General features: G+C 44.5%; 5 protein-coding genes and 1 tRNA gene. 2 read left to right on the forward strand and 4 right to left on the reverse strand.

Going from position 1 to position 4,923, the window contains the following annotated elements; translation table 11 throughout:
- Window positions 1-119: 119 nt before the first annotated feature.
- From cysK to dapF, 3 genes are all read right to left on the reverse strand, one after another.
- Window positions 120-1,052 carry a cysteine synthase A gene (cysK, locus tag HMPREF3050_RS11540; protein ID WP_003755570.1) on the reverse strand — a complete coding sequence of 311 codons (933 nt, stop codon included), beginning with the start codon at window positions 1,050-1,052 and terminating at the stop codon, window positions 120-122.
- Between the two features lie 114 nt (window positions 1,053-1,166).
- Complete coding sequence (locus HMPREF3050_RS11545) at window positions 1,167-1,775, reverse strand: hypothetical protein (RefSeq protein WP_070774883.1); 609 nt, start codon at window positions 1,773-1,775, stop codon at window positions 1,167-1,169.
- Window positions 1,772-2,623, reverse strand: a complete 852-nt coding sequence (dapF, locus tag HMPREF3050_RS11550; RefSeq protein WP_070774884.1) for a diaminopimelate epimerase — start codon at window positions 2,621-2,623, stop codon at window positions 1,772-1,774. Before dapF ends, HMPREF3050_RS11545 begins: the two co-directional genes overlap by 4 nt.
- A gap of 372 nt (window positions 2,624-2,995) precedes the next feature.
- Here dapF and HMPREF3050_RS11555 point away from each other — a divergent pair, with 372 nt between their 5' ends.
- Together HMPREF3050_RS11555 and HMPREF3050_RS11560 are read left to right on the forward strand one after the other, a co-directional pair.
- Window positions 2,996-3,484 carry a NemA protein gene (locus tag HMPREF3050_RS11555; RefSeq protein WP_070774885.1) on the forward strand — a complete coding sequence of 163 codons (489 nt, stop codon included), beginning with the start codon at window positions 2,996-2,998 and terminating at the stop codon, window positions 3,482-3,484.
- A gap of 175 nt (window positions 3,485-3,659) precedes the next feature.
- A tRNA-Asn gene (locus HMPREF3050_RS11560) sits at window positions 3,660-3,735 on the forward strand.
- Window positions 3,736-3,943: 208 nt separating this feature from the next.
- On the opposite strand, the gene HMPREF3050_RS11565 is transcribed toward HMPREF3050_RS11560, so the two are convergent.
- Complete coding sequence (locus HMPREF3050_RS11565) at window positions 3,944-4,624, reverse strand: hypothetical protein (protein ID WP_070774886.1); 681 nt, start codon at window positions 4,622-4,624, stop codon at window positions 3,944-3,946.
- Window positions 4,625-4,923: the final 299 nt, after the last annotated feature.

The raw sequence follows: 4,923 nt of genomic DNA on the forward strand, positions 1-4,923 counted from the left end.
CCTTGTCCTGATTTAAAGTTAATCCACTATAAATCCATTTTTGCGCCACACCATGCCGCAAGACCGCAAAAAAGACCGCCGAAGCGGTCTTTTTTATCACTTATTTTCTCCCAACCCTATTATGCCAAATCGGCAAACAGAGGCGTAGAAAGATAGCGTTCGCCATAAGAAGGCAGCAGCACGACAATCAGTTTGCCTTCATTTTCAGGCTGTTTGGCAAGCTGCAGCGCGCTCCATACTGCCGCACCGGAAGAAATACCGACCAAAATACCTTCTTTTTCCGCCATCGCGCGGGCAGTTTCAAACGCTGCTTCGTTCGGAACTTGGGAAACGCTGTCATATACCTTGGTATTCAACACGGTAGGGATAAAGCCGGCGCCAATACCTTGAATCGGGTGTGGACCTTTTTCACCACCGCTCAAAACCGGAGAAGCTTCAGGCTCGACGGCAACGACTTTGACTTCGGGTTTGTATTTTTTCAACACTTCGCCCACGCCGGTAACCGTACCGCCCGTACCGACACCCGCCACAAAAATATCAACTTTACCGTCAGTATCGCGCCAAATTTCTTCGGCGGTCGTTTCGCGGTGGATTTGCGGGTTCGCCTCGTTATCGAATTGGCGCGGCATGAAATAAGTATCGGGATGTTCGTCCACCAAGGCTTGTGCTTTTGCAATCGCCCCTGCCATACCTTCGGACGCGGGTGTCAAAATCAATTCAGCACCGAACGCACGCAACAGCATTTTGCGTTCTTTACTCATGCTTTCAGGCATCGTGATTGCCAGCTTGTAGCCGCGTGCCGCGCACACCATTGCCAAACCGATACCCGTATTGCCGCTGGTCGCTTCCACAATTACGGTATCCTTACCGATTTTGCCCGCTTTTTCGGCGGCTTCAACCATCGCTTCGGCGATGCGGTCTTTCACGCTGCTGCCGGGATTGAAAAATTCCAGTTTGACGGCGATTTCGGCTTTCAAACCTTCAGTCAGACGGTTTAATTTGACCAACGGGGTGTTGCCGATCAGCTCGGTGATGCTGTTTGCAATCTTCATTTTCTACTCCAGATTTTGATGTGATATGACCTGTATATTAAAGACAGGTCGTCTGAAAAACCAATATCGAATGTTTCTTTATTTATAACTTTTGGTTGTTTGGCTTGATGCGCCCTAATGAAGTCCGATTTCTCCGACTATCGCCCCCGTGACTAAAGTCTGCATGACCAAAGCCATCAGCCAGCCCAGTCTGAGTTGCGCTTTACTGAACACCGCCGGCGACTGCTTGGCAATACTTCTGCGGTGCAGATAAAAAACCTCCATCATGACAAACTGCAAAACAAACCAATAAACAGGCTTGAGCGCGTACAGTTTCAACAAAGCCGGAAACGTAAAAGCCAAAGAACGGCCCGGCATCAGAAAATACAATATCGCGGCAATCGACACAAAAGCCAAAGTCATCAATACATTGCTGACGGCAAACACGCTCAAAAACGGATGCTGCAAATCCGCCTGCCAAAAATCAGTATCCGCCTGCTTTTTCCAATGAAAAGCAAAGAAAAACACGCTGGCAAAAGTCAGATAAAAATGCGGGACAAACAACGGACCGACATGGGTAATCCCCCACATTCCCGGCAAAAGCTGCGCTCCCAAAATCGACACACCCAACCATAAAACAACCGAAGCCCAAAACCACTGGAACATTTCGGCACGAAAAATCAATCCAAAAAACACCAGTCCATAAGCAACAACGGCGAGAAAATCCAAATTCGTCCAAATCATGAATACTGCAACTCGCCTTCAAAAACCGTTTGAACAGGACCGGTCATCAAAATGTCCTCATCATGCGACCAAGTAATAAACAAATCCCCGCCCGGCAGCGAAACCTTCACAGGCACGCCTTCTGCCAGCAGCCCCAAACGGACGCCCGCAACCACAGCCGCACAAGCCCCCGTACCGCAAGCCTGAGTTTCACCCACACCGCGTTCAAATACGCGCAGGCGGATAGATTCCCTATCGACAATCTGCATAAAGCCGACGTTGACACGTTCCGGAAACTGTTCGTGCGATTCAATCGCTTCACCCCAATGAGCCACGGGCGCAGTCTGAACATCCTCGACCACGATTACAGCATGAGGATTGCCCATATTCACACAACTGACCTGCACTGTCTCCAAACCGACCATCACCATATGCGTCAAAGCATCATCCGCTTCGTCAGGAACCGGTACAAACGGAATTTCAGACGACGTAAAGCGCGGTTTACCCATATTCACGGTCACCAAACCATTGTCCAACAGCTTGGGAATAATCACACCCTTAGCCGTTTCCACCAAAATTTCCTTTTTATCAGTCAAACCTTTATCCGCCACAAATCGGGCAAAACAGCGCGCACCGTTGCCACACTGCTCCACCTCGCTGCCGTCCGCATTGAATATACGATAACGGAAATCCACCGCATCGGAAGACGGCTTTTCCACCAACAGCAACTGATCGAAGCCCACCCCTCTAAAACGGTCGGACCATTCGGCAAGCGGCGCAGTCAGCGGATCAAAATCCTGCCCGATACCGTTTACCACCATAAAATCATTGCCCAAACCGTGCATTTTGGTAAATTTCAAGGTTTTCATTGTTTTTTCCAGAATCCGTTATCGATTAAATAGGGAGCGAATATCCAAATATTCTTAACCTTTTTACTTTGCAGAAAAATCCGTCTGAAGGGTCGTCTGAACAGCATTCTACACTATATATATGCTATATCGCAGATTTTCCCGACTTCATACCGCCATACGCCGATATCCTTATTATCCATACAGCCTTAATGCTTCTTTCTCCCACCTTAATCAAAGCTAACGTCCTCCACCGAATAAAAACGATATAATTCAATAAGAAAAGTCACCATATATGGTTTTATTTTCATAACATTATTGCCCATCCGAGGCAAAACCACGCCTTTCCGTTACCGTCTGCAATCAGGTTCATACCCATAGCGAGGAAATGCCATGAAACCCTCAATTCCCCTCATCCTTCTCTCTTCCACACTCTGCGCCTGCACCGCCGGCACGCCTGGCATGTCCATCGGTTTAGGCATAGGAACCGGTATCGGACACCATGTCGGACTCGGCACTTCCGTCAACATCCCGATTACCTTAGACAAAAATAAAACCGCCCCAAACAATACAGGCGGCATCAATATTATTGACGAACAAATCGTGACTTATTTCGATACACACGGCAATCCCAGCAACAGCGCCGTCAAGGGCGGTTACTACCGTCAACTGAAAAACAAACGAGGCGATCAATATACCGTACAAGATTTTTACAGCGACAACAGCCGGAAGCGGACAGACCCCTATACCTTAAGCCGCAGCCAACTGATGCAATTCCTCGCTACTCCAAGCGATGGTTCACTCACCACATACGCCTATAACGGCGCAGTAATGCAACACCAAGAGTTCCGCAACGGCAAACTTGTCAACGCCAAATATTAGACAAAATAGCATTCCGACAGGCCAACCACGCCTGTTGCCATTTGCGCCCTATTGGTTTCAAACACAACTATTCACAAAATAAATACTTTTAACATTCAACTATTTGTAATATTACTACGCTCCATCTGAAAAATAATATTGACACTTTTTTTTCAGACGATATAATGCACCCCATTCCCCGATAGCTCAGTCGGTAGAGCGACGGACTGTTAATCCGCAGGTCCCTGGTTCGAGCCCAGGTCGGGGAGCCAAATTTCAAAAGCCTAAACATAATGTTCAGGCTTTTTTGTTTACCAATCCTACTTTGGCTTTATCAGTTCCAATTCATTTTCCCGTCGATCAAGTTGTTTTCTACAATCGCTATTAATTGCACAAAAGGTCGTCTGAAACCCCAAAATTTGTTTTCAGACGACCTTTTCACAACCTTTTTTGAGTACCAAACAATACATATAAAATTTATTAAACAGGGGTATATCTAGGCAAAGAATTTATCTCCGTAGCCATCCATTCCTTGGATGTGATTAACCTTGTCAACTCAACAGGCAGAAATTCCAGATACTCCAACTTCAAATCATTAGCCTTTTGTCGAAATTTTTCCGAAACAATCAAAGAACATTTAGTCTCATGTTTAATATCAAATAAATCGTAATCACAATTATCCAAAATGCTCATTTTGAGTAATTCATCAACTCCATAAACCTGCTCATATTCACATTCTTTCAGATTTACAACATCTTCTATTTTTAACTTATCTGTTGTCATCACATAATAAAAACGATTTGATATGATATTTTTTGTTTTCCCATTCATATATTTTACAGGTTTTATTTGTAAAATATTCGTCTTCATTCCTTCTAAACAGCGCATAAATTCTTGGGTAATGATATAAGTGTATTCAGATAAGCTACGTACCGGATAATCATATTCCCTTAAATTAGAGATTAAAACAAGGTTGTCAGGAAGTATAATTTTTTTACGTTTTCGATTTATCCCCGCATACCAAGAAAGAGAACCATATTCCGCTTTAAAATCGTTCAGTTGGAAGGAGGGGAGCAACTCCTCTGGCAATAGATAATTATTGTAAAACCCAACCCCACATGGAATGTGATGACTGATAGCCAAATAATAAAATTTCATCATTGAAAATCCTAACCCAATCTTCCCAGATATTGATTTGGCAAAAATGGGGCTGACAGCCTGCTTTTCTCATTCATTTCTAAAAATCCCTTATATCACTAACTAAATACGGTCCGCATCGATTCATCACCACTTCCTCACACACAAATTTAGTCTGATACCCACTAACCTTTTTAATTGGCAACCTTATTTATACCGATATCAGAAATTTTCAATTTTCCTAACAAACCCAGGTCGTCTGAAATTTTTCAGACGACCTTTTTTGCTTTTTTATAGTGAATTAAATTTAAATCAGGACAAGG

The sequence above is a fragment of the Neisseria sp. HMSC065D04 genome (assembly GCF_001815675.1).
In the GTDB taxonomy this organism is placed as follows: Bacteria; Pseudomonadota; Gammaproteobacteria; order Burkholderiales; family Neisseriaceae; genus Neisseria.

What these genes read in the sequence shown, in the direction of transcription:
- cysK (WP_003755570.1), bottom strand. Translation starts at nt 1,052, where the DNA reads ATGAAGATTGCAAACAGCATCACCGAGCTGATCGGCAACACCCCGTTG.
- HMPREF3050_RS11545 (WP_070774883.1), bottom strand. Translation starts at nt 1,775, where the DNA reads ATGATTTGGACGAATTTGGATTTTCTCGCCGTTGTTGCTTATGGACTG.
- dapF (WP_070774884.1), bottom strand. Translation starts at nt 2,623, where the DNA reads ATGAAAACCTTGAAATTTACCAAAATGCACGGTTTGGGCAATGATTTT.
- HMPREF3050_RS11555 (WP_070774885.1), top strand. Translation starts at nt 2,996, where the DNA reads ATGAAACCCTCAATTCCCCTCATCCTTCTCTCTTCCACACTCTGCGCC.
- HMPREF3050_RS11565 (WP_070774886.1), bottom strand. Translation starts at nt 4,624, where the DNA reads ATGATGAAATTTTATTATTTGGCTATCAGTCATCACATTCCATGTGGG.